This window comes from Delftia sp. 11MD, assembly GCF_050907895.1.
Classification (GTDB): domain Bacteria; phylum Pseudomonadota; class Gammaproteobacteria; order Burkholderiales; family Burkholderiaceae_C; genus Comamonas; species Comamonas tsuruhatensis.
In genome coordinates, this window is the sequence record NZ_CP194333.1 from 4,415,815 (window position 1) to 4,441,734 (window position 25,920).

Below are 25,920 nucleotides of genomic sequence, written 5' to 3' on the forward strand. Positions count from 1 at the left end.
TCAGACGCCCATCGCCATGACCCAGCCCACCAGCCCGGCTAACAGCACCACGAGCGCCGGCGGCACGCGCCCCACCGTCAGCAGTCCGAACGAGAGCAGCGCCAGCCCAAAATCCGCCTTGCTGTGGATGGCACTCGTCCATACCGGGTCATAGAGGGCGGACACCAGAATACCGACCACGCCGGCGTTGATGCCGGCCATGGCCGTCTGGATGCCCGCGCGGTGGCGCAGCCCTTCCCAGAACGGCAGTGCACCGACCAGCATGAAAAAAGCGGGGAGGAAGATCGTGCCCAGGAGTGCCAGCCCGCCGATCCAGCCATGCAGCGGTCCGTGGGCGACCGCGCCGAGGTAGGCCGAGAAAGTGAACAGCGGCCCCGGCACGGCCTGCGCCGCACCGTAGCCGGCCAGGAAGTCGGCATTGCTCACGACGCCGCTGGGCACCACCGAGGCCTGCAGCAGCGGCAGCACAACGTGTCCACCGCCGAAGACCAGTGCACCGGAGCGGTACACCCCTTCCAGCAGGGCTATCGTGGACGAGTCCGTGGCTGCCGCCCACAGGGGCAGCCCGACGAGCGGTGCGGCAAACAGCAGCAGCGCCACGATGCCCAGCTTGCGCGAGACGGGGTAGCTGTGGGCGTGGCCGCCGCCGGGTTGCGCGATCTTCAATGTCCACCAGCCCAGCAGCCCTGCCACCGCGATGGCGGCAAGCTGTCCCGCGGCCGAGGGCAGGACCATGGTCAGCAGCGCCGCCAGAATGGCCAGCGCGGCGCGCGGCCGGTCCGGGCACAACGACTTGGCCATCCCCCAGACCGCTTGCGCCACGATGGCCACGGCGACGACCTTGAGCCCGTGCACCCAGCCGGACTGGGCCAGCCCCTGGTACTCGGCGATGCCAAAGGCGAACAGGATCAGCGCAATCGCCGATGGCAAGGTGAATCCGGCCCAGGCCGCCAGCAGCCCCAGCCAGCCCGCGCGGCCCAACCCCAGCGCCATACCGACCTGGCTGCTGGCCGGCCCCGGCAGGAACTGGCACAGGGCGACCAGATCGGAGTAGCTGCGGTCATCCAGCCAGCGGCGACGCTCGACGAACTCCGAGCGGAAATAGCCCAGATGCGCGATCGGCCCGCCGAAGGAGGTCAGCCCCAGCTTGAGGAAGGCGCCGAAGACTTCGACGGGTGAGCCGCGCGCGGCAGCGGCCTCATGCTGCAAGGTGTTGGTGGAATCTGTCATTTGTGCATCGCCTCCCCGGTGAACTCCCGGATGCGGTCCTTGGCCAGCGCCAAGCCTTCCTTGCCCTTGGGCGTGATCGTGTAGAGCTTGCGCACGGTGCGCCCTTCACGCTCCTGGCGGGAGACGAGGTAGCCGTCGCGCTCCATCTTGTGCAGCATCGGGTACAGCGTTCCGGGGGAGAGGCGGTAGCCGTGGTGGGCCAGCTCGTCGATCATCCATTGCCCGTAGATCTCCTGCTCGGCTGCGTGGTGCAGCACATGCAGGCGGATCAGCCCCGACAGCAGGTCGTGGTGCTCCATGGCACGTGGAGTAGGTTTCTCTTTCATATCGAATATCGATAACGAAATTCGATAATACCAGCCTCACTTCAGATTGCCTGCCGCTTGTGCGGGAGGTCTCAGACCCTGCGACCCTCCGCATCCACCACGGCTTCGCCGTCTTCCTTGCGGAACGCGCCGCGCTGCGGCTGCGGCAGGATGTCCAGCACGGCCTCTGAGGGCCGGCACAGGCGCGTGCCCAGCGGGGTCACCACGATGGGCCGGTTGATGAGGATGGGGTGCTGGAGCATGAAGCCAATCAACTGCTCGTCACCCCACTTCGGGTCATCGAGGCCCAATTCCGCATAGGGCGTACCCTTCTCACGCAGCACGGCGCGCATTGGCGCGCCCATGTCCGTGATCAGGCGTTGCAGCGTTTCGCGGTCAGGCGGTGTCTTCAGGTATTCGATAACGTTCGGCTCTTCGCCGCTGTTGCGGATCAGAGCCAGCACGTTGCGCGACGTGCCGCAGGTGGGGTTGTGGTAAATGGTGATGTTGCTCATGAGTCGTGTCTTGGTTATCCGCGGGCAGGGTTCGGGCCGCACTCATACCAGCCCTTGCTTTGGTTGACGATCCGAACGACCAGTAGCATGACTGGCACCTCGATCAGCACGCCGACCACGGTGGCCAGCGCGGCGCCGGACTGGAAGCCGAACAGGCTGATGGCGGCGGCTACGGCAAGCTCGAAGAAGTTGCTGGCGCCGATCAGCGCCGAAGGACAAGCGATGCTGTGCTGCTCGCCCGCCTTGCGGTTGAGCCAGTAGGCCAGGCCGGAGTTGAAGAACACCTGGATCAGGATCGGAACGGCCAGCATGGCGATGACCAGTGGCTGGCGGATGATGGCCTCGCCCTGGAAGGCGAACAGCAGCACCAGCGTGAGCAGCAGCGCCGCGATGGACAGCGGCCCGATGCGCTCCAGCGCCCGGTCGAAGGCGGCTTGGCCCTTGCTCAGCAGGGCGCGGCGCCAGAACTGGGCCAGGATGACGGGAATCACGATGTACAGGCCGACCGATACCAGCAGCGTGGCCCACGGCACCGTGATGGACGATAGGCCCAGCAGCAGGCCGACGATGGGCGCGAAGGCGAACACCATGATGGTGTCGTTCAGCGCGACCTGCGACAGCGTGAACACAGGATCGCCCCCGGTCAGCCGGCTCCAGACGAACACCATGGCTGTGCAAGGTGCGGCGGCCAGCAAGATCAGGCCCGCGACATAGCTGTCGAGCTGGTCGGCGGGGAGCCACTGCGCGAAGACCTGGCGGATGAAGATCCACGCCAGCAACGCCATCGAGAATGGTTTGACGGCCCAGTTGATGAACAGCGTCACGCCGATGCCGCGCCAGTGCTGCTTGACCTGGCCGAGAGCGCCGAAGTCCACCTTGAGCAGCATGGGAATGATCATCACCCAGATCAGCAGGCCCACGGGCAGGTTGACCTGAGCCACTTCCGTGCGGCCGATGGCCTGGAACACGCCCGGCGCGAACTGGCCGAGCGCGATACCGGCGACGATGCACAGCAGCACCCACACGCTCAGGTAGCGCTCGAAGACGCTCATGGTGGGGGCGGCCGGCACGCGGCCGGCCGTTTGGGTTCCAACACTCATCGCGCCAACCTCACTTCGTACCAATGCTGCGCAGCTCGTGCTGCAGCGACATGGCATCCAGGCGCTGAATCGGCAGCGACAGGAACAATTCGATGCGTCGGCGCAGCGTCAGCGCCGCATCCGTGAACGCCTTGCGCTTCTGCTCGTCGGTGCCTTCAACGGCTGCAGGATCAGGCACACCCCAATGCGCCGACATCGGGCGCCCCGGCCACACGGGGCAGACCTCGCCGGCGGCGTTGTCGCAGACCGTGAAGATGAAATCCAGCTCCGGCGCACCGGGCGCCGCGAACTCGTCCCAGTTCTTGCTGCGGTAGCCGGCGGTCGGCATGTGCAGCCGCTCCAGCGTGGCGAGCGCCAGTGGGTGGACTTCGCCCTTGGGGTGGCTGCCCGCCGAGTAGGCGCGAAAGCGCCCCTGGCCCAATTCATTGAGGATGCCTTCGGCCAGGATGGAGCGGGCCGAGTTACCCGTGCAGATGAACAGGGCGTTGTAGGTCTTGTCGGTGGTCATGGGTATCTCACATCAGCAGCAGGAGGAAGCCGGCTTCACCGCAACGCCCACCGGCTTGCCGCGCACCGGGGTACAGCACGCTGCGGCGGAAGTCGCTGCAGGCGCCGCTTCGTTAAAGACCGGAATGTTGCCCAGCGTGTGGAAGTGCTCCCAGGCCACGCCCTGCGGATCGGTGATCCAGTGCTTCTCGCTGCGCGCGTAGCAGCAGGTCGTGGTGCCCTCGTCCAGCAGCGTCATGTCGGCCGCCTCGGCGCGGGCCTTCAGCACCGCCAATTCCTCGGCATCGTCGGTCTGGATACCCAGGTGGTCGATGCCCGGCTTGTTGCCACGTGTGGAGATGGCGAAGTTGACCGGCGGGTCTTCGAGCATCCATTTGGCGTAGTCGCCTTCGACGCGCGCGGGCTGCGCGGCGAACAGTTGGGAATAGAAGCCGATGCTGCGGTTCAGGTCATCGACGTGCAGGTGGACGTGAAAGCGCTTCATGGGGGTGATCCTTTCAGCAGGAAGTACAGGCAGAGGAGGATTCGGTGACCTCGCACGCGCCGCCCTGGCAGCAGTGCTCGGTCAGATAGCCGAGCAGCCCATTCATCTGGGTGAAGTCGGCGCGGTAGATCAGGTTGCGGCCCTGCTGCTCGATGGTGACCAGGCCGGCATGGGCCAGTTCTTTCAGGTGGAAGGACAGGGAGTTGCGGGCCACGTCGAGCTGGTCGGCGAGGACGCTGGGTGTCAGCCCTTCGGGGCCGGCGACCACCAGGGCGCGGAACACGCGCAGCCGCTGGGTATGGGCCAGGGCGCCGAGGGCGGAAATGGCTTGGGTCTCGTTCATGATTCGATAATACAACATTTATTGAATCATTGGCAAAACGCTTCAATTGAATGGAGCCTGCGCGCTTGCGAGGCTTGACTTTCAAGACAGTTGCTCACGCCTTCGCGCCTGCGGCGCTGCGCGCTTCGCTTGCCTCCAGGGGAAAGCCCTGCGGGCTATCCCCGCCGCGCGATGCTTGGCGCCCCTCGATGCCGCCGAACCGGCTGCGCCGGATCGGCCCGGCCAGCGCCCCGCCGCGATGGACGGGACGCTGGCGAACACGCTGGCGCTTGCTGCGGCAGGTTGTGCAGGTGCGTGCCGTCCTCAACGCGGTTCAGGGACAACCCGCCCGGCATCGCTATGGAGCTTCCACGCCACGCCTCAAGACCGGCGCTGCAAGGCATGGCGGGGCGTTCTCGCCTGTCGTTGTGGGGTTGACCTGGCCCGCGTCAGCGGGCGAGTCGGAGAAGCCTTCGGGCGGGGTGCAGTGGTCAAGTTTTAGTGGACACCTGCATAGGTAGTTTTGGCGGTTGGCTGCGTTCATATGCAGCCGGCGCCTGATAGCAGTACCTTGATCTTGATCAATAAGACTCTCTGTACCCAGCTACGGGTACATATACCCGCGCAACGAACCAGCAGACCAACTTCCAACTCACCTCAGGGGCTCAGCGCACACAGCCAGGTCTGCGCGCGATCGAGGCGCCGAGCAGGCAGACGTTCGGCACTGACCGCTGAGGCTATCGACGATCGGTGACCGGATCACGACCGAGCAAAGGCCCCCGCGCGCGGTGTGGACGTAGCGATGGGATACACAAGCGCATGATGTCGGCGCCTGCCGCTAGGACTGGGCACGTGGCAGTCACGGAGAAAAAATGTCCCGCTCGCGTAGCAACGTGGCCGGCCGGGTAGATCCCAGAATCAGGCAAAGAGATACGCCAGTTGGCTGGACGGACCGCAGCGCCCTCGGACTACTGCCGCAGATGGGGCAATACCAAGTCAAACCTGGTGACAAGCTCACTGGAGGTCACGGCAACGGAGCCACCATGTGCCTCCGCAATCGATTTCACGATGGCAAGGCCAAGACCGGCGCCCGCCGTATTTCGTTGCCGTGCCGGATCAACTCGGTAGAAGCGGTTGAAGAGCTTTGGTAGATCGCGCTCAGGAATTCTCTCACCGGGATTGACCACACTGATCGTTGTCCACTGCTCGTCCTGCGAAAGCAAGACCGTGATGCTCTTGCCGCGAGGCGTGTGTCGAATTGCATTCGAGAGAAGATTGTTCAGCGCCCGGGTGAGCATTTCCCGATCCGCCGCTATGCTGCCGATCGCCCCTTTAACACCAAGCGTAATGCCGCTATCTTCTGCCAGCGCCTCGAAATAGTCGAACAGACTCCGCACCAATTCGGACAGATCAATGGTAGACAGACGCAAGTTGCGGGGATCATTTTCCGTTTGGGCAAGAAACAGCATGTCACCAATCATGCGTCCCATCCGATCAAACTCTTCCAAATTTGAATAGAGGATTTCTCTGTATTCCTCGTTGCTGCGCGGCTGGCCAAGCGCCACGTGAGTCTGCGTGACCAGGTTGGTGACGGGCGTGCGCAACTCGTGCGCGATGTCTGCGGAAAAGTGTGATAGCCGGGTGAAGCCTTCCTCGATTCTCGCCAACATATCGTTGAAGGCGAATACCAGTTCCGCCAGTTCGATCGGCACATCCCGAGGATCCAGCCTCACATCCAGCTTTGAAGAGCGAATCGCCCGAATCTCTTCATTGACCTTGCGAATCGGCAGGTGGCCCCACTGCACCGCCAGCCAAGCCACACCGAGCGCCAGGCACATGACCAAGCCGGTTGCCCACCAGAGCATGCGCTTGAACTCCGCCAGGAAGTCGAGATGAAAGCCGATGTCCATGGCAGCGACGATGCGGTAGCCGGGCGCCGCTGAATCGTCAGCAGGCAGTTGCAGCACCACACCTCGATATGACCTCTGATCCTCCTGCCACACGATCAAATCGTCAGCGGTGATGCGGTTGACCAACTTTTTGCTACTGGCAAGTTTAGACAGGTCAGGACCGGGCGTGGCATAGATGCTATTGCCAGCCCCATCGTAGACGCCGTACGTCATCCCATGATGTCCTGCGACTGCGTTGGCCAAGTGTTGCTTCAGTTCGTCGCTTGCGATGTCACTTGCAAGCTGGTGCAAGGGCTGAGCCAAAGCGGTTGTCACTGCCTCCAGTTCGTGGGCATCCTGTTGAGCAAAGTGGTGCTCCAACGACCGGAGAATGACCCAATTGAACACAAGAAACACCAAGGTCGTGGCGATACCAACGAGGGCCGTGACCCTCAATGCAAGCGACGCTGGACGGCTTTGCCGCGGCTTATGGCGCAGGGGCATCATCGGGCGCATCGAGCGTGTATCCCATTCCACGCACGGTGTGGATGAGCTTCGGATTGAACGCATCGTCTATCTTCGCGCGTAGACGGCGGATGGCTACATCGATGACGTTGCTGTCGCTGTCGAAATTCATGTCCCATACCTGCGACGCGATCAGAGACCGTGGAAGGACCTCCCCCTGGCGACGGGCCAGGAGCTCAAGCAACGCGAACTCCTTGCTGGTGAGATTGATGCGTTGGCCAGCGCGCGTTGCGCGCCGGCGCGCCAAGTCCAGCACCAAATCGGCAACCTGGATGCGATCAGGCTGGCTCGGAGCGCTTCCGCGTCGCAGCAGCGTCCGCACCCGCGCCAGCAACTCAGAGAACGCGAATGGCTTGACGAGGTAGTCGTCCGCTCCCAGTTCCAATCCCTTGACACGGTCGTCTACACCGCCACGCGCCGTCAGAAAGAGCACAGGGACCTGTTTACCGGCATCTCGAAGGGCACGCACGATGCGCCAGCCATCGACATCCGGCAGCATGACATCCAAGACCACCAGATCGTATGTCTCGCCCATGGCCAGGTGGTGTCCGTCCAATCCGTTGCGCGCCAGATCCACGACGAATCCCGCCTCCATGAGACCTTGGCGGACGTAATCCGCCGTCTTGTTCTCGTCTTCAACGACCAGCAGTTTCATCGCATGTCCCATGAAATCGCTACGGCGCGGAAAAATAGCCGCTCACGATGTACGCATTCATCCACTTTCAATCAGCAATTTACTGGTTGCCAGCTTCCACGAACATGACACGAACATTACATGAATGTAATTCAGGGGTCATTCGATGGAAAGTGCCCAACCCATAGCATGACCTGCATTGCGTCGAACTGTGCCGCTCAGGATGGGGTGGCGTTTAGAACGACTTCCGAGTCATCTATGGAGGATTTCAGGCCATGCCGCCTCGTTCACCCTTTTTTATCGTGCCCACACAGGGCCTTTCTCGTCGGCGTTTCGTCCAAGGGTTAGCCGCCGGCGGCGTTCTCGCTGGGCTGTCCACGCCGGCGTTCAAGGCATTTGCCCAGCAAGGCTCCGCGACGCGCGGTGCCGCCCCTGTGCTGAAGGGCACCGAGTTCGACTTGGTGATCGCCGAATCGCCCGTGAACTTCACGGGCAAGCCAGGCGTGGCTACGACCATCAACGGCTCGCTGCCGGCACCGACATTGCGTTGGCGCGAGGGTGACACCGTCACAATCCGTGTAACCAACAAGCTGCGTGAAGCCACATCCATTCACTGGCACGGGATCATCCTGCCGTATCAGATGGATGGCGTGCCGGGCATCAGCTTCAATGGCATCGCTCCCGGCGAGACCTTCACGTACCGCTTCAAGGTTCAGCAGAGCGGCTCCTACTGGTACCACTCGCACTCCGGCTTCCAGGAACTCACGGGCATGTACGGGGCGATCATCATCGACCCCGCTGGCGCCGAGACCATCCACGCCGACCGTGACCACGTGCTGCTGTTCTCGGATTGGACCGACGAAGACCCGATGCGGGTGTTCACCAAGCTCAAGTCCCAAAGCGACTATTACAACTACAACCAACCTACCGTCTTCGACTTCTTCCGGGACGCCTCGCGCGAAGGCACGGCCGCTGCGATCGACAAGCGCAAGATGTGGAACGAGATGCGGATGAATCCGACGGATCTCGCAGATCTGTCTGCCGCCACGCTGACCTATCTGGCCAACGGCGTCACCCCCGCCGGCAATTGGACGGCGCTGTTCCGACCGGGTGAGCGCGTGCGGCTGCGCATGGTCAACGGTGCGGGCAACACCTTCTACGACGTACGCATTCCAGGACTGAAACTCACGGTGGTGCACGTCGATGGTGTTGACGTGGAGCCGGTGACCGTCGATGAGTTCCGATTCGGTCCTGGCGAAACCGTCGACGTGATCGTCCAGCCACGGGATGACGCTTACACGATCTTCGCCCAGGCGATGGACCGGACAGGCTACGCGCGTGCCACGCTGGCCGTGCGTGAAGGTCTTCAAGCTCCCGTGCCTGCCCTCGATCCGGTCGAATGGCTGACCATGAACGACATGATGGGCGGCATGATGGGGGGCATGGACCATGGCGGGTCCGGCCAGGCCATGGAGATGACCGGGATGACGGGCATGACGGGCATGACCGGGATGACCGGGATGGGCTCGGGTTCGATGTCCGGGATGGATCATGGGGCGATGGCAGGCATGAATCACGGCGCCATGAACCACGGTGGCATGGCGATGGATCACAGCCAACACGCCGCGGCGGCGGGGGGACTGGCCGTGCCCAGCACTACTGCTCGCCACGCTCGCACCGAGTATGGTGCCAGCACGGACATGCGCGTTGACATGGCGCGCACCAACCTCGATGACCCCGGCATCGGACTGCGCAACAACGGTCGGCGCGTGTTGACCCTCGCGGATCTGCATACCCCGTCGGGGCCGCTGGACAAGAGAGGCCCCGGCCGGGAGGTCGAACTGCACCTCACGGGCAACATGGAACGCTACGCATGGTCCCTGGACGGGCTGGAGTTCGGAAAGTCCACGCCGGTGCACTTCAAACACGGCGAGCGGCTGCGGGTCATTCTGCACAACGACACCATGATGACCCATCCCATGCACCTGCACGGCATGTGGAGCGAGCTGGAAAGCCCCGACGGTCGCTTCCTTGCGCGCCGCCACACCCTGCCGGTGCAGCCGGCACAACGCATCAGCTTCCTGGTGACAGCCGACGCGCTCGGCCGCTGGGCGTGGCACTGCCACCTGATGTTCCACATGGATGCCGGCATGTTCCGCGAAGTCGTGGTGTCTTGAACCCAGCGCACAAGGAAGACCAAGAATGTCCAAAGCACTCCCCACTCGCGCACTGGCCACGACGCTTCTGGCCCTGGTAAGCGTCGCCGCCCAGGCACAAGCACAGAACGACCATGCAGCGCACGGCCAGGCCGACGCTCAAACGGCCGCGCCATCCACTCAGACCGTGGCTCCTGCCGCCGACCCGCACGCGGGTCACGCGACGTCGGCGAGCGGCTCGACCGCGGCCCCGGCCATGGATCACGGCAACATGCAGATGCAGGGCGGGTCGGCGCCTCCTGACGCCCGCGATCCGCATGGCTACTCCAATGGCCTGACATTGGGATCGGGCGACTACGCCGTACCCGGTGTGCCGCGGCTGATGCTGGCCGACGAACACAGGTTCTTTTCGTTGCGCGGCGAAACTCTGGAACGCCGCTTCACGCGCAAAGGAGACGACTCCACGGCCTACGACCTCCAGGCGTGGTATGGGACGACCTACAACAAGGCCGTCGTGAAGGCCGAAGGCGATATCGCCAAAGGAAAGCTCGAAGAATCGCGTACCGAGCTTCTCTGGGGGCACGCCGTCGCACCGTACTGGGACACCCAGCTCGGCGTTCGGGTGGATAACGGGGAAGGCCCGAGCCGTCAATGGTTGGCTTTCGGCATCCAGGGCCTCGCCCCCTACTGGTTCGAGCTGGAGGCGACGGGCTACGTGGGAAGTGGTGGACGTACGGCGCTGCGTGTCGAAGGCAGCTACGAGCTGCTGCTGACCCAGCGACTGATTCTGGAGCCTCGCGCCGAGTTGCAGTTTTATGGCAAGGACGACCCGGAACGCGGTATCGGCAAGGGCCTGGCCGAAGCGTCTGCTGGCTTGCGCCTGCGCTATGAATTCAGTCGCCAGTTCGCCCCCTATATCGGCGTGGAACGGGCGGGCAGCTTCGGACGCACCGCGGACTATGTGCGTGCCGAAGGCGGCCGTGCGCAGCAGACGCGCTGGGTGGCTGGCGTGCGATTCTGGTTCTAGAACCTAGCGGGTTTGATCATCTGATGAGAGGCGATCCATGAACATGCACTACGACAGAAGCCAGGGCAAAGTGCCGAGACGCCAGGCATTGATCGCTGGCTTGTTGGTGATGGCACTCGCAGGACCGAGCCTGGCGCAGAGCCGACCGATTGCCAAGGTCTGGAAGGACCCGAGCTGCGGATGCTGCAAGGACTGGGTCTCACACCTGCAAGGCGCAGGCTTCGATGTGCAGGTTCTCGACACCGGGAACACCGCAGCGCGCACGCGGCTGGGCATCCCGCAGAAGTACGGTTCTTGCCACACGGCGCAGATCGGCGGCTATGCCATCGAGGGTCATGTGCCTGCCTCGGACATTCAACGCTTGCTGCGCGAAGCCCCGCAGGCCATCGGCCTCGCGGCGCCCGGCATGCCGGTCGGTTCGCCCGGCATGGATGGTCCGGCCTATGGTGGACGCAAGGACGCCTACGACGTGCTGCTGATTGGGAAAAACGGTAGCAGCACGGTCTATCAGTCGCATCGCTGACCATCCATCAACCCTTCTCCGTGGAGATATGCCATGCAGCATCAGCACACACAGACCCCCAGCGATCGCCCCCGGTTCTGGCGATCGCGCTACGGCGTGGCGTTCCTCATCATCGCCGCTGTCGCCGCGTATTTCCTGCTCAAGGAGCATACGGCACATGTTGCCGGCTATCTCCCCTTCCTGCTGCTGGCGGCTTGTCCGCTGATGCACCTGTTCATGCACCGTGGTCACGGCCACGGCGGACACGATCATGCCGCGCGTCAGGGTAAGGAAGGTGCCGCAGCCTCCAAGGAGCAGAAGCAATGAGTCGAGGCACTCGCACCGTGCGAGCACGCGACGCCGCGCTTGTCTCCTTGCGCGCCTGCGGCCTGCTGCGATCACCAGACACCAAAGGTTAACGGCGGAGGGCACTTGTCACTATGAATTCACCCAGCAAGTCTTCAGGACATGAGCACGCAGGCATGGCGGCGGGTGCCACAACGTCCGGCCCGCATACGCACCACCATCACGCCAGCCATGCTGGAAGTGACGACGCGGGCGGGTCCTCAAGCCACACGCAGCCCGATGCCGCGACGCGAGATCCGGTGTGTGGCATGGCGGTCACGGCGGCGTCGGAGCACCGTTCCACGCACTTGGGGAACACGTACTTGTTTTGCAGCACCGGATGCAAGGCCAAATTCGACGCCGATCCGGCGCGATATGCCAGCGGTGACGCGGGCATAGGCACAGGCAGCGGCCATGCACCGCATCACCATGCCAGCACCGCAGTTTCACCGGCCCCGGCGGCATCGCCAACCGCGCCCGGAACCATCTACACCTGCCCGATGCACCCGGAGATCCGCCAGGATCATCCGGGAACCTGCCCCAAGTGCGGGATGACGCTGGAGCCTCTGCTGCCCGACCTCGATGACGACAACCCGGAGTTGCGTGACTTCTCGCGTCGCTTCTGGTGGACCTTGCCGCTGACGCTCGTGGTCTTGGCGCTGGCGATGCTGGGCGAGCGGCTGCACCTGATGGACATGGGTACACAGAGCTGGGTCGAGTTGGTGCTGTCGTTGCCGATCGTGCTGTGGGCCGGCTGGCCCTTCTTCTCCCGCGGCTGGCTGTCCGTGGTCAACCGCAGCCCGAACATGTGGACACTGATCGGCCTGGGAACGGGTGCGGCATTCATCTACAGCGTTGTGGCAACCGTTGCGCCGGAAGTGTTTCCAGCTTCCTTCATGTCCATGGGACGGGTCGGCGTGTATTTCGAGGCCGCCGCCGTCATCATCTCGCTGACACTGCTCGGCCAGGTGCTGGAACTCAAGGCCCGCTCCCAGACTTCGGCAGCCATCAAGTCGCTGCTGGGGCTGGCACCCAAGACGGCGCGGCGCATCAATGCGGACGGCAGCGAGGAAGACGTGCCACTCAGCCATGTGCACGTCGGCGACCTGCTGCGCATCCGACCCGGCGAGAAGGTGCCGGTGGATGGCATCGTGCACGAGGGCAGCAGCTCGATTGACGAATCCATGCTGACCGGCGAACCGCTGCCCGTCAGCAAGCGCGTGGGCGACAAGGTCATCGGGGCCACACTCAACACCAGCGGCGCGCTGGTCATGCGTTCGGAGCGGATCGGCTCGGACACCGTTCTATCGCAGATCGTCCAGATGGTCGCCCAGGCGCAGCGTTCCAAGGCACCGATGCAACGCATGGCCGATGTCGTTGCCGGCTACTTCGTGATGGCCGTCGTCGCCATTGCGGTAACGACGCTCCTTGTATGGGGATTCTTCGGGCCACAGCCCACCTGGGTCTATGGACTGATCAATGCGGTGGCCGTCCTGATCATCGCCTGCCCGTGCGCGCTGGGTCTGGCCACGCCGATGTCGATCATGGTCGCAACGGGCCGTGGCGCCACGCAGGGCGTGCTGTTCCGCGATGCCGCGGCGATCGAGAATCTTCGCAAGGTCGATACCCTCGTCATCGACAAGACAGGAACCCTGACCGAAGGCCGACCTGCTTTCGATCAGGTCGTCGCAGCCCCCGGCTTTACGAACGATGAGGTGCTGCGTCTTGCGGCCAGCCTGGACCAGGGCAGTGAACACCCCCTGGCCGACGCCATCGTGCAGGCCGCGCGTGCCCAGGGCCTCCAACTCGTGAAGCCTCAGAGCTTTGAATCGGGAACCGGCATCGGCGTGCGCGGAAAGGTTGAGCACCGGCAACTGGCGTTGGGCAACACAGTGCTGATGGAACAGTCTGGCGTATCGGTGGAACCGCTCGTACCCCAGGCCGAAGCTCTGCGCGGCGAAGGGGCCAGCGTCATGTACCTGGCGGTGGACGGGCAGCTCGCGGGCTTGCTCGCCGTGTCCGATCCGGTCAAGGGCAGCACCCCCGAGGCCCTGGCCGCGTTGAAGGCTGCGGGCCTGCGGGTCATCATGGCCACCGGGGACGGGCAGACCACCGCCAAAGCCGTCGGTGCACGCCTAGGCATCGACGAGGTGCATGGTGAGGTCAAGCCGGCGGACAAGCTCATGTTGATCGAGCGACTGCAGAAAGAAGGACGCATCGTCGCCATGGCCGGAGACGGCATCAACGACGCGCCGGCCTTGGCGAAGGCAGACGTGGGCATCGCCATGGGAACGGGAACCGACGTGGCGATGAACAGCGCCCAGGTCACGCTGGTCAAGGGTGACCTGCGTGGCATCGCTGTCGCTCGCACGCTCTCGGTGAGTACCGTGCGCAACATGAAGCAGAACCTCATGTTCGCCTTCCTCTACAACGCGCTGGGCATCCCCATCGCCGCCGGGGTTCTCTATCCCCTCACGGGCTGGCTGCTGTCGCCGCTGATCGCAGCATTGGCGATGAGCCTGAGTTCGGCGTCGGTCGTTGGCAACGCCTTGCGCCTGAGAGCGAGCCGACTGTGACCGGATTTTCTTTCTGAAACTACAGGAGCCTGCTATCGCCCAGCAAACCGTTTCTTTCGTTCCACGCCGTTGCAAAGGTGCAAGCCTTATCTCGGCATTTCGTTCTTAAACCACACCTCACACATCCAGGTAGAAACTTCTATGACCCGTTCACATTTCATCGCCAAGCTCGTCGCGCCGATCGCTGCTGGTCTGTTCGCCACCGCCGCATTCGCGCATCCTTCGCTGGTGTCTTCAACGCCGGCCGACAAGTCGCAGGTTTCTGCGCCAGCCACCATCGAACTGAAGTTCTCCGAGACGCTGGTGCCGCAGTTCTCCGCCGCGAGCCTTGTCATGACTGGCATGCCGGGAATGGCGAGCCATGGCCCGATGAAGATCAACGCCAGCGTCGCGGCTGCCGGCGACGGCAAGACCATGGTCATCACGCCGGCACAGGCGCTCCAGCCCGGTGACTATCGCGTCGAATGGCGTGCCGTCTCCTCGGACACGCATCCGATCACGGGTAACGTCACCTTCAAGGTGAAGTAAGCCCATGGCCGGGGATTGGTTGACCATCGTCCTGCGCCTGGCGCTGTATCTGGACCTGGCGGCGGCGTTTGGCGTCGCCATGTTCGGTCTCTATGCTTTGGGCAACGACGAGCGATCCTCGACGATCTCGCGCCGCTATCGCGTCCTCATTGGCGCATCCGCTGCCATCGGCATTGCCCTGTCGATGTGGGGCATGACGGTCATGGCCAAGGCCATGTCCGGTGCCCAGAGCTACGCGGAGCTGTCAACGCACGTCTTCGACATGCTCATTACGGGCACGCACATGGGCATCGCCTGGTGCATTCGCATCCTCGCGCTGTTGGTGTGTGTGCTCGTCGCAATGTTGAAATTGAACGCTACCTTGCGATTTGCAGTGATGGCGCTCTCCACCGGCGTGGCGCTGGCGACCCTTGCGTGGGCAGGCCACGGCGCGATGGACGACGGCGTTCGCGGCTACATCCATCTTGCGTCGGATATCACGCACCTCTGGGCAGCGGGCGCTTGGGTGGGCGCATTGGTGGCGTTCTTGATGCTGGCATCCCACAAGCAGGATGTCGCGCAAGACCCGGTAGCGGTCCTCAGTCGGACGTCGAATGGCTTTACTCGCATAGGTACAGCGATCGTGGCTGCACTCGTCGTGAGTGGAATTCTCAATTACCTGTTGATCGCCGGACCATCGTTTGATCCGCTCATCTCGACGCTGTATGGCCGGCTGCTGATGGTAAAGCTCTTGCTTTTCGCAGGCATGCTGGCGTTGGCTGCTGCCAATCGGTATCGGTTGAGCCCGAGCCTGGAGGCTGCTTTGAAGGCAGGCAATCGCGCACAGGCAGTCATCAAGCTTAGACAGAGTCTGTTCACGGAGGCGACCTTGGCCGTTTTGGTTCTGGCGAGCGTTGCATGGCTTGGCATCTTGTCTCCCACTGGAACCTAGTCCTTCATGGGCGGCAGATGACAGCACATGAATTGAATGTAATGCACGGGTAAGCGCTCTGTAGACCGCCTGCTTCTACATTTAACGACGCGGCGCAAGTTGTCGTCGTTTTTACAAAGGAGTCGATCATGAAATCGCAAATTGTCATTGCCGCCCTGTTGAGCGCTCTCTCCGTGCCAGCCTTCGCCGGTCATGCAGCAGCCCAAGCAGCCAAGGAAATGGTTCCCTTGGCTGACGGGGGAACGCTGTACATCTTCAAGGACGGAAAGATGGCACAGGAAAGCCGCTTCGGGCGCGCCGTCTATCTCAATGTCGGAGCTTCGGTGTCGACGAAGGATGGGCGCAACATCGCGATCACCAGCAATGAAGTCGCTCGCCTCGGGTCGCTGCTACAAAAAGAGCACGGCGGATGACGCCGCGGGTGTGCGGTGCTTTTCAAAGCTTCTGCACAGTGTGACAGAGACGCGCGCCCCGATTGGGCGCGCGCGCTTGGGACGCGTCACGAGCAACCACGAGCGCTCAAGGTGCCAGTTTTTGCGATGTCAAGCGCATCAACTTCCCTGAAATGGATCCAGCCTCCCCGTCCACCGTGATTCGTCCACGGGACATCTGGCGCGAATGAGGACTTGCGAGGAGCCCGATTTATGGAGTTGCGTCATCTACGATGCTTTGTCGTCTTGGCAGAGGAGTTGCATTTCACGCGGGCGGCCGAGAGGCTGCATATAGAGCAACCCCCCTTGTCTCGCGCGATCAAGGAATTGGAAGATGAGCTTGGGGTCACGCTGTTTGACCGCGACCGCAGGGGCACACGGCTGACCGTGGCGGGGGCGGCATTCTTGCAGGACACCCGCCGACTCTTCACTGTGCTGGAGCAAGCGCGTGAAAATGCCAGAGCCATTGCCGCGGGCCTGAGGGGCAGCCTGCGCATTGCAATTTCCGATGGTGCGATGGACCCACGACTATCGGCGTTCCTAGCTCGTTGCCGCGCGGAAGAGCCCGAGGTCGAGATACGTCTCTCCGAGGTACCGCTGACCGAGCAGATACGGGGCCTACGGTCTGGCGACTTCACGATCGGATTTGCACACGCGGCGGATGTTGGCGAAGGCATCGTGGCTGAACCGATCTGGCGAGACCCGATTGTGATCGCCATGCCAGCGCGGCACTCGCTTCTTGCGCACAAGCAAGTTCCGCTGAACGAACTTCAGGGTCACCCACTGGTTCTGTGCGACAAACTGGCCTGCGAAGGCTACTGCCGAGAACTAAATCGGCTGCTACAGGTTCTGGAACACAGACTCAACGTTGTCGAAGAAGTGTCGTCGCTGGACATGATGCTAACGCTCGTCGGCGCAGGCTATGGGATTGGTTTCATGACGGCGACCAAGATTCCCATCAGCCAGAGGCCGGACGTGGTGATTCGCCCTCTGGCGCAGGACACGGCGGTAATCACAACCTATCTGCTTCGGCCAGAAAGCAGCAACTCATCGGTTTCGCTGGATCGCTTCATCGAACGTCTGCGAGGACCTCCGGGTGACTAAAGCGTCAATGCCTATCTGAATCGTGCGCCGCGGCACGAAGATTGCGTTCGGCTGCGCTGACGAGTTCCGCAGCACTGAGCTTGAGTCCGGCGGCGATTCTTAAGATCAGAGCGAGAGTGGGCATGTGCTCCCCACGCTCTATTTTGCCCATGTGCGATCGCTCGATCCCTGCTTTCGCAGCCAGTTCTTCCTGAGCAACACCTTGCGTCAGGCGGGCGACACGAACGGCCGCTCCGAATGCCAACGCTGGCTCGGCGTCGAAAGTGGTAGTTCCTGGGGGACGGCCTCGTCGGACAGTTCGCTTCTCCATCCTTGGAAGCGTCGAACAGTCCAAACAATTTAACCACGTTAAGTTTAACTCAAACTAGCTATCATGAAGACTTTCCATCCTTGTCTTATCGCTTCTTGGGGCCTCTCATGCACGACGCCACCAGCCCACGCCCACAGCTCAGGCTCGCCATAGCGCCTGGTGTGGCCTCTTCGTACCTAGCTGCATTGCTTGCCCTGTTGGCGCGCACTTAAAACTGACCCAGGGGGGGTGCGGACGAAAACTTGGACTACTAGAAGGTAGTTCATGTATTCCTACGAAGACAGAATCCGAGCAGTTGAGCTCTTCATCAAGCTGGGCATGCGAGTCAAGCCCACTATCAGGCAGTTGGGATACCCGACCAAGAACTCATTGAAAGGTTGGTATCGGGAATATCAGCAGCGCCAGGACTTGCCTAAAGGCTACGCGGGGCGTGAGCCCAAGTTCTCACAGGCGCAAAAGGCTGCCGCCCTTGAGCACTACCTCGCCCATGATCGATGCATAGCAGCCACGATGAGGGCCCTTGGGTATCCCGGTCGTGGAACGCTCACAAAGTGGATTCGCGAGGCCATTCCTGAGGCGAGGAAAGCAATCGTCGGTAGTGTTGGGCAGCGAAGGTATCCCGAGTCATTGAAGCAGACGGGAGTGGTGGAGCTCTGCACGCGGCAGGAAAGCGCGCAGGCTGTTGCCGACAAGATCGGCGTGTGTCGGCCAACGTTGTACAACTGGAAGAACCAGCTTCTGGGACGTGAGGCACCCGCATCCATGAAACACACCGATCAATCACCGCAGGCGCGAGAGCGAGAAGAGCTCGAACGCCAGGTTGAGATACTGCGCCGCGAAGTCAGGCAACTGCGCCTTGAGCAGGACCTCTTGAACAAGGCCAATGAGCTGTTAAAAAAAGGCCTGGGCGTCGATCTGCAGCTCCTGTCCAACCGGGAGAAGACACTGCTGATTGACGCCCTCAAGGAGAACTATGGCCTGCCAGAGCTCCTTGCACAGTTGGGTCTTGCGCGCAGTTCGTACTTCTACCATCGGGCTCGTGCAGCAATGGGGGACAAGTACCTTGGGGTGCGCCAATCCCTCACCGAGATCTTCGAGTCGAACCACCGCTGCTACGGCTACCGCAGGCTGCAAGCCTCTCTGGCACGAGAGCAAGGCCAGATCTCAGAGAAGGTGGTGCAGCGCCTGATGAAGCAGGAGAGCCTGGTCGTAGCGAAGCCAAAGCGGCGCCGTTACGCGTCGTACCTGGGCGAGATCAGCCCCGCGCCCGAGAACATCATCAACCGTGACTTCCAGGCGGCAGCGCCCAATGAGAAGTGGCTCACGGACATCACAGAGTTCCAGATCCCTGCAGGCAAGGTCTACCTGTCGCCGATCATCGACTGCTTCGACGGGATGGTGGTGAGCTGGACCATCGGCACAAGTCCGGATGCAGAGCTGGTCAACACCATGCTGGATGCAGCCATAGAGACCGTCACAGAGACAAGCGATCGACCAGTGGTCCACTCAGACCGCGGAGGTCACTACCGCTGGCCTGGCTGGCTATCCAGAATGAGCGAGGCCAAGCTCACCCGCTCCATGTCCCGCAAGGCCTGCTCGCCTGACAACGCAGCGTGCGAGGGCTTCTTCGGTCGGTTGAAGAATGAACTGTTCTATCCTCGGGACTGGAAGAGCGTCACCGTTGAGCAGTTCATTGAGGTGCTCGACGACTACATCCGCTGGTACAACGAGAAGCGGATCAAGATCTCCCTTGGCTCTCTCAGCCCGATTGAATACCGGGTGAGCCTTGGACTTGCGGCATAAAACCAGTCCAAGTTTTTATCCGCACCCCCCACCGCCGAAAGTGGGTCAGTTCTGGATGCGCGCCAACAGCGTCAGGCACTTTCGAGCATTGCCGCATCATTTAGCAACCGTTGAATGCGCTGGCGAGTCTCCTCTGGAATACCTTGCACAGACGAGTCAGGTCCGGGCCTGTTTGGCTGCTGCTGGGTGCCCGCGATGACCCGCACGACCATGCCCAAATTTCCTGGTGTCACGATGTCGATGGCTGCGCGATCACCCAGGTCCGGATGTGGGCGGGTCAGCATCCGGTACAGGTCCCACGGATCCGCATGCGGGCACTGGTTCATGAGCACCTGTGCCAGCTTGTGCTTGAGGGGTACCAGCTGCCAGTCGGGCACGCGTTGCCCGCGGTTGCCCAAGCTGATGGACAGCAGCTTGCCCGCCTTCAGCTCGCGGTTGATCTGGTCCTTGGACTTCCCGGCCAACTTGCCGAACAGCGGGACCGGCAGACTGCTCGGCGATTCGTAGATGACCAGCATTTCCTCGCGCTCGCGCTGGATGACAGACACCTCCGGCTCTGGCGCATGCGTCGGGGGCGGTGGTACCTGCGACAGTCGCTGGAATGTGATTCCCCCGTCGTTTGGCGTCACGACGATGGGTTCGGCCACCACAGGCGGAACGGATGCCGCAGAAGCAGCAGCGACGATGGTGTTGGGCTTGTCCTCCTCTGCCATGGCCGGCACGCCCTCGATATGGATCGTGAGGTGCGCGCTGGCCGCTTCCACTTGGCCCTGTTCGAGCAGATCGAGACGATCCGCCCAGTCCTGCATCATCCGGCGGCGCGGCTCAACATACTTGGCGTGGTTGTAGGCCGAACTCACCTTGTTCGGGTCCGAGTGCGAAAGCTGCGCGTCCACCCAAATCTTGGGATAGCCGATCTCGTTGAGCGCCGTCGAGATGGTTCCGCGGATGCCGTGACCGGTCAGTTGATCCTCGTAGCCCATTCGTTTCAAGGCCGCGTTGAGGGTGTTCTCGCTGATGCGCTTCTTGAGTTCGCTGCGGTGCGTGAGCAGATGGACCTGGGCCGGCCTCATCACACCCAACAGGTAGCGCACGATCTCGATGGCCTGCACGGACAACGGCACGATGTAGGGCGGAACGTCCTGCGGGCGCTTGCCGGCCTTGCGCATCTCGTCTTGGAGTTGCTTGACGATCTGCGGCGGGATGATCCACAGGCCACGGTCGAGATCGAACTGGTCCGGGGTCGCCAGCCGCAGCTCGCCGGTACGCACGCCGGTCAGGAACAGCAGCCGGATGCCGAGTTGGGTCTGCCAACCACGAGGGTTGTAGAGCCTGAGCTTGTGCAGGAACTCGGGAAGCTCCGGAAGATGCAGGTAGGGGTTGTGGTTCACCGGGGGCTTGGGCTCGGCCACCACGTCCAGGTCGGAGGCCGGATTGGCTTCCAGCCCCTCCACGATGACGAGGGCATAGCGGAACAACTGCCCCAGCCAGGTGCGGACCTTCTCGGCAGTGGTGAACGCCTTGCGCTCCTCGATCCTCGCCAGGACGCCCAGGAGTTGGGGCCGGCGAATGTCGTAGATCGACATCTGCTTGAGGCTAGGCAGCACGTCCTTGTTGAAGATCCGCAGGATTTGCGACAGCGTGCTGTTCCTGCCCTCCTTGATTTCCTTGCGGCGATGCTCGACCCACGCATCGAAGACGGCCTTGAAGGTGTAGTCGGCCGCAAGCTTGACCGCGTGTCGCTTCTGTTTCCGATCGGTATGGGGGTTGACGCCCTTTGCCAGAAGCGCCCGGGCTTCGTCGCGCAAGGTGCGCGCTTCGCGCAAACCGATCTCGGGGTAGTTCCCCAGGGAGATGCGCTTTTGCTTGCCGAGCCAGTAATAGCGCAAATGCCACGACTTGCCGCCGGTGCGGGCGACCACCAGGCCGAGGCCATCGGTGTCGGGGATGCTGTAGGTTTTCTCGGCGGCCTTGGCTTGCCGCACGGTCAGATCAGAGAGTGTCATCATCAAGCTCCTAAGTCTTGGACTTAGGCCCGATGCTGCTTGTCATCCCGATCCAACCCCAGCAACAACCCGGAACCGGCACGACCCGCATTCTTTGGCCTTGTTTTTGGCCTCAAAAATGGTGGCTGTCAGTGGACTTCCGTGGCTTTCGCTGGAATGAAAAAAGGAGCCGAAGCTCCTCTTTTCAATGACTTACAGACGTCAGTGGAAGTCTGTAGATCATAAATTGGAGCGGGAAAACGGGTTCGAACCGTCGACCTCAACCTTGGCAAGGTTGCGCTCTACCAACTGAGCTATTCCCGCATATCTGTCAAGCTGTGCGCCTCACAGAGCAGACTTGAATTCTAGCGCAGATTTCCGGCACTCCGGACCAAGTCCGGAAAAAATCCACGTCGAAGCGGATCGATGCCCACCCGCACAGCAGCCCGCTCCATGCCGTCGCTTACTTGCCGTCGATGCGGTCCTGCATGCGCTTGGCGCGCTGTTCAGACGGGGGGTGAGAGCTCAGGATGGAGCTGCCGCCACTGCCACCGCTGAGCTTGGCCAGCTTCTGGAACGATGTGACCAGGCCCTGGCGACTCATCTTCTTTTCCGTGAGCAGGTCAAAGGAATAGTCATCAGCCGCCGACTCCTGGGACTGGGAGAACTGGGCATTGATGAACTTCTCACCCAGATCTCCGGCCTGCGAGCGCGACAGCGAGGCCAGCGCCGAATTGCCGCTATTGGCTGCAATCGAGCGCGCAGCCGATGCCGCATAGGCCGTTTGCATGCGCTTCTTGCTATGGCCCAGCGCCACATGCCCGATCTCATGGCCAATCACGCCACGCAATTCATCGTCGTTCATCAGATCCATCAGGCCGCTGTAGACGCGAATGCAGCCATTGGCCATGGCCCAGGCATTCACGTCCTGCGTCATATAGACCTTGTAGACGGCTTTTTTCCCATTGACGGCCTGCGGCATGCTGGCAATGACCTTGTTCAGCCGCACCGTGTACTTGCTCTTGGCATCGGCCACCTTGTTCTGCGCATCCATGGCCGCGCAGGAGTCGTTGGACAGCGTGACCACATCGTCATCCGTGAGTGTCATGGCCTTCATGGCCGTGGAGCCCGAATCCAGCAGCCCGCCCACATCAGCGGACTCCATGGTTTTACAACCCGCCAGCACCACGCCGCTGGCAACAATCGCCGTCAATAGCTTGATCTTCATAATCCCTCCCGATGAATGAAGCGCGCATCATATCCACGACCGGCCAATTGAATCCACTGCCAATGGCAAGCCATTTGCACTTTTTTGCAATTTTCCAATCAACTTCCAATAAGCACGCTCGCGGCGAGGATCCAGGTAGAACAATTGGAAACAAAATAATTCACCGAACTGGCAATGAATTACAGAATGGAATTCTCTTCATGTCACAGAAGAACAAGCCCTGAACCACTCGCAGAGTGCCGAAACTTTAGAGAGAGGGAGAGATGGAGCTTGACCGGGCACGGGGCTGGCTCGAACCAGACAGCAAGGACAAGCAATGATCCTGACGCAGAAAAAGAAAAAGGCCCCGAAGGGCCTTTTGAACTGTTTTCGCAATGAATTTTTGGAGGCGCGAACCAGAGTCGAACTGGTCTAACCGGATTTGCAATCCGGGGCATAACCGCTTTGCTATCGCGCCAATATCACTATCAAACAACTACAGCATTGCTGCAGCTTTTAGAAACTGGAGCGGGAAAACGGGTTCGAACCGTCGACCTCAACCTTGGCAAGGTTGCGCTCTACCAACTGAGCTATTCCCGCAAACATTCAAGCAACTACCCGTCACCTGAATCGAACGTACACAAGGCACATTCAAAACTGGAGCGGGAAAACGGGTTCGAACCGTCGACCTCAACCTTGGCAAGGTTGCGCTCTACCAACTGAGCTATTCCCGCTTGAATCATCCATTCTGGCAGCCAACCGCCACCAGAACCGAACACACCCGAAAGCATGTTCAAAATCTGGAGCGGGAAAACGGGTTCGAACCGTCGACCTCAACCTTGGCAAGGTTGCGCTCTACCAACTGAGCTATTCCCGCGTTTCTATCGAAGCCTGACATTCTACAACGTCGTTTGCTGCGATGGGATGAATTGTAGCGTAGTTCTTGGAGGGTTCAGGAAAAACGCTACATTTTTTCATCTTCAGTGCTTGACTGCAGGCTCCACAGCCTTGGTTTCCGCCGGGGCCACGGCGGCGGCCTCCTCGTCGGACAGAGGCTCTGGCACGCGTTCCAGCGCCACCTTGAGGACCTGGTCGATCCACTTGACGGGGATGATTTCCAAGCCGCTCTTGACGTTGTCGGGGATCTCCTGGAGATCCTTGACGTTCTCTTCGGGGATCAGCACCGTCTTGATGCCGCCACGCAGGGCCGCCAGCAGCTTTTCCTTGAGGCCGCCGATGGCGGTGACCTCACCGCGCAGCGTGATTTCACCAGTCATGGCGACATCGGCACGCACCGGGATACCCGTCAGCGCAGAGACGAAGGCCGTCGTCATGGCCGCACCCGCGCTGGGGCCGTCCTTGGGGGTGGCGCCATCGGGCACGTGCACGTGGATGTCCTTCTTCTCGAAGGCCTCGTCCTTGATGCCCAGCATGCGCGAGCGGCTGCGCACCACGGTGCGCGCGGCTTCGACCGATTCCTTCATCACGTCGCCCAGCGAGCCGGTGCGCGAGATCACGCCCTTGCCGGGCATGATGGCGGCCTCGATGGTCAGCAGATCGCCGCCGACCTCGGTCCAGGCAAGACCCACGACCTGGCCGATCTGGTTGTTCAGTTCGGCACGGCCATAGGTGTACTTGCGAACACCCAGGTAGTCAGGCAGGTTGTCGGCAGTGACGACGACGGTGGGCTCCAGCTTCTTGAGCTGTAGGCCCTTGACGACCTTGCGGCAGATCTTGGACAGCTCGCGCTCCAGCGAACGCACGCCGGCCTCTCGCGTGTAGTAGCGCACGATGTCGCGGATGGCGGATTCCTCCACCCGCATCTCGCCTTCCTTCACACCGTTGTTGGTGATCTGCTTGGGCAGCAGGTAGCGGATGGCGATGTTGACCTTTTCGTCCTCGGTGTAACCCGACAGGCGGATCACTTCCATGCGGTCCAGCAGCGCGGGCGGGATATTCATGGAGTTGGAGGTCGCCACGAACATCACGTCGCTGAGGTCGAAGTCCACTTCGACGTAGTGATCGCCGAAGGTGTGGTTCTGCTCGGGGTCCAGCACTTCCAGCAGGGCGCTCGACGGATCGCCACGGAAGTCCATGCCGAGCTTGTCGATTTCGTCCAGGAGGAACAGCGGGTTGCGCGTGCCGACCTTGTCCAGGCTTTGCAGCACCTTGCCCGGCATGGCGCCGATGTAGGTGCGGCGGTGGCCGCGGATTTCCGCCTCGTCACGCATGCCGCCCAGCGCCATGCGGACGTACTTGCGGCCCGTGGCCTTGGCGATGGACTGGCCCAGCGAGGTCTTGCCCACGCCCGGAGGTCCGACCAGGCACAGGATGGGCGCCTTGACCTTGTCCACGCGTTGCTGCACGGCAAGATATTCAAGGATGCGGTCCTTGACCTTTTCAAGGCCGAAGTGGTCGGCATTGAGCACCTCCTCGGCATTGGCCAGGTCGTGCTTGATCTTGGTCTTCTTGCTCCAGGGCAGGCCCGTGAGCACATCGATGTAGTTGCGCACCACGGTGGCTTCGGCCGACATGGGCGACATGAGCTTGAGCTTCTTGAGCTCGGCCTCGGCCTTCTTGCGCGCCTCGGCAGGCATGCGAGCGAGCTTGATCTTCTTTTCGATCTCTTCGATGTCGGCGCCGTCCTCGCCCTCGCCCAGCTCCTTCTGGATGGCCTTGACCTGCTCGTTCAAATAGAAGTCGCGCTGGTTCTTTTCCATCTGGCGCTTGACGCGACCACGGATGCGCTTGTCGACATTGAGGATGTCGACCTCCCGGTCCAGCTGCTCGAACAGGTTTTCCAGGCGCTCCTTGATGTCCACCAGGTCGAGCACGGCCTGCTTGTTCTCGAGCTTGAGCGGCAGGTGCGCGGCGATGGTGTCGGCCAGGCGGCCGGCATCGTCGATGCTGGCGATGGAGGTGAGGATCTCGGGCGGGATCTTCTTGTTGAGCTTGACGTACTGGTCGAACTGCTGCGTCACGGCGCGGCGCAGGGCTTCGATCTCGCTGGGCTTGTGGGTTTCGGCCTCGGGCGCCACGGGCACGACGGAGCCCACGAAGTGGGTCTCTTCATCCATGACCTGCTTGACCAGCGCGCGCTGCTGGCCTTCGACCAGCACCTTGACCGTGCCGTCGGGCAGCTTGAGCATCTGCAAGATGGTAGAGACGCAGCCGACGTCGAACATGTCGGCCGCCGTGGGTTCGTCCTTGGAGGCGGTCTTCTGGGCCACCAGCATGATGCGGCGGTCGCCCTCCATGGCCAGCTCCAGCGCCTTGATGCTCTTGGCGCGGCCCACGAACAGCGGAATCACCATGTGGGGGAACACGACCACATCGCGCAGCGGCAGCAGCGCCAGGTCTAGGGGGGTGGAAGGCAAAGGGGTATGTCCTGACATGGGAATCCTCGGTTTGTCAGCGGAAGATGGTCCGCCCACCGGTGTATTTCAACCCCGCAGCCCGAAAGGATTTCGGGCCACAGGGACTTGCGCTGCCGGACCTTTGCAG

General features: G+C 61.9%; 23 protein-coding genes and 5 tRNA genes. 10 read left to right on the forward strand and 18 right to left on the reverse strand.

What is annotated here, in order from left to right; translation table 11 throughout:
* From chrA to ACRSCF_RS20210, 9 genes are all read right to left on the reverse strand, one after another.
* Nucleotides 1-1,230, reverse strand: a complete 1,230-nt coding sequence (chrA, locus tag ACRSCF_RS20170) for a chromate efflux transporter (RefSeq protein ID WP_003107233.1) — start codon at nucleotides 1,228-1,230, stop codon at nucleotides 1-3.
* Complete coding sequence (locus ACRSCF_RS20175) at nucleotides 1,227-1,556, reverse strand: PadR family transcriptional regulator (RefSeq protein WP_015014846.1); 330 nt, start codon at nucleotides 1,554-1,556, stop codon at nucleotides 1,227-1,229. Before ACRSCF_RS20175 ends, chrA begins: the two co-directional genes overlap by 4 nt.
* A 71-nt stretch (nucleotides 1,557-1,627) precedes the next feature.
* Nucleotides 1,628-2,050, reverse strand: coding sequence for an arsenate reductase (glutaredoxin) (gene arsC, locus ACRSCF_RS20180; protein ID WP_003107236.1), 423 nt, complete (start codon nucleotides 2,048-2,050; stop codon nucleotides 1,628-1,630).
* A gap of 14 nt (nucleotides 2,051-2,064) precedes the next feature.
* A complete protein-coding gene (gene arsB / locus ACRSCF_RS20185) occupies nucleotides 2,065-3,150 on the reverse strand; it encodes an ACR3 family arsenite efflux transporter (protein ID WP_003109696.1) in 1,086 nt (361 codons plus the stop codon).
* A gap of 10 nt (nucleotides 3,151-3,160) precedes the next feature.
* Nucleotides 3,161-3,658: an arsenate reductase ArsC gene (locus ACRSCF_RS20190; protein ID WP_003107241.1), complete on the reverse strand. Its 498-nt coding sequence runs from the start codon at nucleotides 3,656-3,658 to the stop codon at nucleotides 3,161-3,163.
* A gap of 12 nt (nucleotides 3,659-3,670) precedes the next feature.
* On the reverse strand, nucleotides 3,671-4,141 hold the full coding sequence (locus tag ACRSCF_RS20195; RefSeq protein WP_003107243.1) for an ArsI/CadI family heavy metal resistance metalloenzyme: 471 nt from the start codon (nucleotides 4,139-4,141) through the stop codon (nucleotides 3,671-3,673).
* Between the two features lie 13 nt (nucleotides 4,142-4,154).
* Nucleotides 4,155-4,502: an ArsR/SmtB family transcription factor gene (locus ACRSCF_RS20200; RefSeq protein WP_003107245.1), complete on the reverse strand. Its 348-nt coding sequence runs from the start codon at nucleotides 4,500-4,502 to the stop codon at nucleotides 4,155-4,157.
* 929 nt (nucleotides 4,503-5,431) lie between these two features.
* Nucleotides 5,432-6,856 (reverse strand): Cu(+)/Ag(+) sensor histidine kinase, encoded by a 1,425-nt coding sequence (locus tag ACRSCF_RS20205; RefSeq protein WP_003121551.1) that lies wholly within the window; start codon nucleotides 6,854-6,856, stop codon nucleotides 5,432-5,434.
* A complete protein-coding gene (locus tag ACRSCF_RS20210; protein WP_003097513.1) occupies nucleotides 6,840-7,532 on the reverse strand; it encodes a heavy metal response regulator transcription factor in 693 nt (230 codons plus the stop codon). Before ACRSCF_RS20210 ends, ACRSCF_RS20205 begins: the two co-directional genes overlap by 17 nt.
* Nucleotides 7,533-7,786: 254 nt before the next feature.
* On the opposite strand from ACRSCF_RS20210, the gene ACRSCF_RS20215 reads away from it, so the two are divergent.
* The 9 genes from ACRSCF_RS20215 (at nucleotide 7,787) to ACRSCF_RS20255 (ending at nucleotide 17,111) form a co-directional block, all read left to right on the forward strand.
* Entirely contained in the window at nucleotides 7,787-9,688 is a 1,902-nt protein-coding gene (locus ACRSCF_RS20215; RefSeq protein ID WP_003097515.1) for a copper resistance system multicopper oxidase, read from the forward strand.
* Between the two features lie 25 nt (nucleotides 9,689-9,713).
* Nucleotides 9,714-10,694, forward strand: a complete 981-nt coding sequence (locus tag ACRSCF_RS20220) for a copper resistance protein B (RefSeq protein ID WP_005408883.1) — start codon at nucleotides 9,714-9,716, stop codon at nucleotides 10,692-10,694.
* A 37-nt stretch (nucleotides 10,695-10,731) separates the two neighbouring features.
* The gene (locus ACRSCF_RS20225) at nucleotides 10,732-11,217 is read left to right on the forward strand and encodes a DUF411 domain-containing protein (RefSeq protein WP_003090303.1); all 486 of its coding nucleotides are present in this window, start codon (nucleotides 10,732-10,734) and stop codon (nucleotides 11,215-11,217) included.
* Between the two features lie 33 nt (nucleotides 11,218-11,250).
* A complete protein-coding gene (locus ACRSCF_RS20230) occupies nucleotides 11,251-11,523 on the forward strand; it encodes a DUF2933 domain-containing protein (RefSeq protein WP_003097518.1) in 273 nt (90 codons plus the stop codon).
* Nucleotides 11,524-11,678: 155 nt separating this feature from the next.
* Complete coding sequence (locus ACRSCF_RS20235; protein ID WP_207384528.1) at nucleotides 11,679-14,117, forward strand: heavy metal translocating P-type ATPase; 2,439 nt, start codon at nucleotides 11,679-11,681, stop codon at nucleotides 14,115-14,117.
* A 141-nt stretch (nucleotides 14,118-14,258) separates the two neighbouring features.
* Nucleotides 14,259-14,645 carry a copper homeostasis periplasmic binding protein CopC gene (gene copC, locus ACRSCF_RS20240; protein WP_003090319.1) on the forward strand — a complete coding sequence of 129 codons (387 nt, stop codon included), beginning with the start codon at nucleotides 14,259-14,261 and terminating at the stop codon, nucleotides 14,643-14,645.
* Between the two features lie 4 nt (nucleotides 14,646-14,649).
* The gene (copD, locus tag ACRSCF_RS20245; RefSeq protein WP_003116797.1) at nucleotides 14,650-15,576 is read left to right on the forward strand and encodes a copper homeostasis membrane protein CopD; all 927 of its coding nucleotides are present in this window, start codon (nucleotides 14,650-14,652) and stop codon (nucleotides 15,574-15,576) included.
* Nucleotides 15,577-15,704: 128 nt separating this feature from the next.
* Entirely contained in the window at nucleotides 15,705-15,989 is a 285-nt protein-coding gene (locus ACRSCF_RS20250) for a CopK family periplasmic copper-binding protein (protein ID WP_003090336.1), read from the forward strand.
* A gap of 231 nt (nucleotides 15,990-16,220) precedes the next feature.
* Complete coding sequence (locus ACRSCF_RS20255) at nucleotides 16,221-17,111, forward strand: LysR family transcriptional regulator (RefSeq protein ID WP_014833982.1); 891 nt, start codon at nucleotides 16,221-16,223, stop codon at nucleotides 17,109-17,111.
* A gap of 4 nt (nucleotides 17,112-17,115) precedes the next feature.
* Here ACRSCF_RS20255 and ACRSCF_RS20260 read toward each other — a convergent pair whose 3' ends face one another.
* On the reverse strand, nucleotides 17,116-17,421 hold the full coding sequence (locus ACRSCF_RS20260; protein WP_003097526.1) for a helix-turn-helix domain-containing protein: 306 nt from the start codon (nucleotides 17,419-17,421) through the stop codon (nucleotides 17,116-17,118).
* 264 nt (nucleotides 17,422-17,685) lie between these two features.
* On the opposite strand from ACRSCF_RS20260, the gene ACRSCF_RS20265 reads away from it, so the two are divergent.
* Nucleotides 17,686-19,224, forward strand: a complete 1,539-nt coding sequence (locus ACRSCF_RS20265) for an IS3 family transposase (RefSeq protein ID WP_033987675.1) — start codon at nucleotides 17,686-17,688, stop codon at nucleotides 19,222-19,224.
* Between the two features lie 71 nt (nucleotides 19,225-19,295).
* Here ACRSCF_RS20265 and ACRSCF_RS20270 read toward each other — a convergent pair whose 3' ends face one another.
* The 8 genes from ACRSCF_RS20270 to lon form a co-directional block, all read right to left on the reverse strand.
* Nucleotides 19,296-21,230, reverse strand: a complete 1,935-nt coding sequence (locus ACRSCF_RS20270; RefSeq protein ID WP_003097548.1) for a tyrosine-type recombinase/integrase — start codon at nucleotides 21,228-21,230, stop codon at nucleotides 19,296-19,298.
* Nucleotides 21,231-21,457: 227 nt separating this feature from the next.
* Nucleotides 21,458-21,533, reverse strand: a tRNA-Gly gene (locus tag ACRSCF_RS20275).
* A 139-nt stretch (nucleotides 21,534-21,672) separates the two neighbouring features.
* Complete coding sequence (locus ACRSCF_RS20280) at nucleotides 21,673-22,437, reverse strand: M48 family metalloprotease (protein ID WP_016445158.1); 765 nt, start codon at nucleotides 22,435-22,437, stop codon at nucleotides 21,673-21,675.
* 383 nt (nucleotides 22,438-22,820) lie between these two features.
* A tRNA-Cys gene (locus ACRSCF_RS20285) sits at nucleotides 22,821-22,894 on the reverse strand.
* Nucleotides 22,895-22,940: 46 nt separating this feature from the next.
* A tRNA-Gly gene (locus ACRSCF_RS20290) sits at nucleotides 22,941-23,016 on the reverse strand.
* Nucleotides 23,017-23,074: 58 nt separating this feature from the next.
* Nucleotides 23,075-23,150 (reverse strand) — tRNA-Gly (locus ACRSCF_RS20295).
* Nucleotides 23,151-23,217: 67 nt separating this feature from the next.
* Nucleotides 23,218-23,293 (reverse strand) — tRNA-Gly (locus ACRSCF_RS20300).
* 103 nt (nucleotides 23,294-23,396) lie between these two features.
* Nucleotides 23,397-25,811: an endopeptidase La gene (lon, locus tag ACRSCF_RS20305; RefSeq protein ID WP_016445089.1), complete on the reverse strand. Its 2,415-nt coding sequence runs from the start codon at nucleotides 25,809-25,811 to the stop codon at nucleotides 23,397-23,399.
* Nucleotides 25,812-25,920: the final 109 nt, after the last annotated feature.

What these genes read in the sequence shown, in the direction of transcription:
- chrA (WP_003107233.1), bottom strand. Translation starts at nt 1,230, where the DNA reads ATGACAGATTCCACCAACACCTTGCAGCATGAGGCCGCTGCCGCGCGC.
- ACRSCF_RS20175 (WP_015014846.1), bottom strand. Translation starts at nt 1,556, where the DNA reads ATGAAAGAGAAACCTACTCCACGTGCCATGGAGCACCACGACCTGCTG.
- arsC (WP_003107236.1), bottom strand. Translation starts at nt 2,050, where the DNA reads ATGAGCAACATCACCATTTACCACAACCCCACCTGCGGCACGTCGCGC.
- arsB (WP_003109696.1), bottom strand. Translation starts at nt 3,150, where the DNA reads ATGAGTGTTGGAACCCAAACGGCCGGCCGCGTGCCGGCCGCCCCCACC.
- ACRSCF_RS20190 (WP_003107241.1), bottom strand. Translation starts at nt 3,658, where the DNA reads ATGACCACCGACAAGACCTACAACGCCCTGTTCATCTGCACGGGTAAC.
- ACRSCF_RS20195 (WP_003107243.1), bottom strand. Translation starts at nt 4,141, where the DNA reads ATGAAGCGCTTTCACGTCCACCTGCACGTCGATGACCTGAACCGCAGC.
- ACRSCF_RS20200 (WP_003107245.1), bottom strand. Translation starts at nt 4,502, where the DNA reads ATGTTGTATTATCGAATCATGAACGAGACCCAAGCCATTTCCGCCCTC.
- ACRSCF_RS20205 (WP_003121551.1), bottom strand. Translation starts at nt 6,856, where the DNA reads ATGCCCCTGCGCCATAAGCCGCGGCAAAGCCGTCCAGCGTCGCTTGCA.
- ACRSCF_RS20210 (WP_003097513.1), bottom strand. Translation starts at nt 7,532, where the DNA reads ATGAAACTGCTGGTCGTTGAAGACGAGAACAAGACGGCGGATTACGTC.
- ACRSCF_RS20215 (WP_003097515.1), top strand. Translation starts at nt 7,787, where the DNA reads ATGCCGCCTCGTTCACCCTTTTTTATCGTGCCCACACAGGGCCTTTCT.
- ACRSCF_RS20220 (WP_005408883.1), top strand. Translation starts at nt 9,714, where the DNA reads ATGTCCAAAGCACTCCCCACTCGCGCACTGGCCACGACGCTTCTGGCC.
- ACRSCF_RS20225 (WP_003090303.1), top strand. Translation starts at nt 10,732, where the DNA reads ATGAACATGCACTACGACAGAAGCCAGGGCAAAGTGCCGAGACGCCAG.
- ACRSCF_RS20230 (WP_003097518.1), top strand. Translation starts at nt 11,251, where the DNA reads ATGCAGCATCAGCACACACAGACCCCCAGCGATCGCCCCCGGTTCTGG.
- ACRSCF_RS20235 (WP_207384528.1), top strand. Translation starts at nt 11,679, where the DNA reads ATGGCGGCGGGTGCCACAACGTCCGGCCCGCATACGCACCACCATCAC.
- copC (WP_003090319.1), top strand. Translation starts at nt 14,259, where the DNA reads ATGACCCGTTCACATTTCATCGCCAAGCTCGTCGCGCCGATCGCTGCT.
- copD (WP_003116797.1), top strand. Translation starts at nt 14,650, where the DNA reads ATGGCCGGGGATTGGTTGACCATCGTCCTGCGCCTGGCGCTGTATCTG.
- ACRSCF_RS20250 (WP_003090336.1), top strand. Translation starts at nt 15,705, where the DNA reads ATGAAATCGCAAATTGTCATTGCCGCCCTGTTGAGCGCTCTCTCCGTG.
- ACRSCF_RS20255 (WP_014833982.1), top strand. Translation starts at nt 16,221, where the DNA reads ATGGAGTTGCGTCATCTACGATGCTTTGTCGTCTTGGCAGAGGAGTTG.
- ACRSCF_RS20260 (WP_003097526.1), bottom strand. Translation starts at nt 17,421, where the DNA reads ATGGAGAAGCGAACTGTCCGACGAGGCCGTCCCCCAGGAACTACCACT.
- ACRSCF_RS20265 (WP_033987675.1), top strand. Translation starts at nt 17,686, where the DNA reads ATGTATTCCTACGAAGACAGAATCCGAGCAGTTGAGCTCTTCATCAAG.
- ACRSCF_RS20270 (WP_003097548.1), bottom strand. Translation starts at nt 21,230, where the DNA reads ATGACACTCTCTGATCTGACCGTGCGGCAAGCCAAGGCCGCCGAGAAA.
- ACRSCF_RS20280 (WP_016445158.1), bottom strand. Translation starts at nt 22,437, where the DNA reads ATGAAGATCAAGCTATTGACGGCGATTGTTGCCAGCGGCGTGGTGCTG.
- lon (WP_016445089.1), bottom strand. Translation starts at nt 25,811, where the DNA reads ATGTCAGGACATACCCCTTTGCCTTCCACCCCCCTAGACCTGGCGCTG.